This window comes from Methylopila musalis, from assembly GCF_042679725.1.
Lineage (GTDB): Bacteria > Pseudomonadota > Alphaproteobacteria > Rhizobiales > Methylopilaceae > Methylopila > Methylopila musalis.
Genome location: NZ_JBHTMX010000413.1, coordinates 1 through 743, shown reverse-complemented (window position 1 = coordinate 743; position 743 = coordinate 1). Strand labels below are relative to the sequence as shown.

Here is a 743-nt window from a genome sequence, read left to right as displayed (position 1 = left end):
CGACGGCGCAGCGTCGCCGCCTCGCTGGTCACCCGGCCCCGCGCGGCGGCTTCCGCTTCGGTCGCGGCGAACAGGCGGCGCGCCACCTCGGCGCGGGCGGCTTCCGCCTCCTTGCCGCCGATCAGCCCGCGCGCCTTGTCACGCTCGATCTCCGCGATCTGGTCGCGATAGACCGCGGCGTCGCCGTCCGCGCGGTCTCCCACGCGGCGACGCGACAGCGGCAGGAGCGCGACGAGAGCCGCCGCCGCCGTCATGGCGGCAAGGATCAGCCAGAGAACCATCTGCGATCTTTAGTCCTTCCAAATTCTGGCGCAGGACATAGACCCGGAGCGCGCCCGCGAGAAGAGGCAAGGTCAGCGCAGGGCCTAACGCTTTCGGCGCCGGGGCGCGGCCGGCGCGGTCTGGAACAATTCGCAACGGACGGGGCGCCCATCCGCCGAAGACGCCTTATCTTGGAGCGAGACGCGCCGTTCGGGCCCGGATGGCGCTCCGTATCCGACCGCCACGGAGGCCCCGTGCTTCGCGCTCTTTTCTCCGCCCGCGCCCGATCGGCGCCCGCTTTCGCGTCACGGGAGGATCGCCGGCCGTCCGACGCCTATGATGCGATCGTGATCGGCGGAGGCGTCCTCGCCGCGGCCATCGCCCGCGCCGCCGCCCTCGACGGACGTTCGGTCGCGCTGCTCGCGCCCGGACACATCGCCGCCACCGCGCCCGAGCGGGCCTGGCCCGTGGCGCAGGCGAGC

The 743-nt window shown here is 73.6% G+C and carries 1 protein-coding gene and 1 pseudogene; one reads left to right on the top strand and one right to left on the bottom strand.

Translation table 11 applies throughout. From position 1 onward, the window contains the following. Positions 1-281, bottom strand: a 281-nt coding sequence (gene ccmI, locus ACFQ4O_RS18030) for a c-type cytochrome biogenesis protein CcmI (RefSeq protein WP_378777805.1), incomplete at its 3' end; no start/stop codon positions are given. 234 nt (positions 282-515) lie between these two features. Here ccmI and ACFQ4O_RS18025 point away from each other — a divergent pair. Continuing rightward, positions 516-743, top strand: a pseudogene (locus tag ACFQ4O_RS18025) (hypothetical protein); the annotation flags it as partial.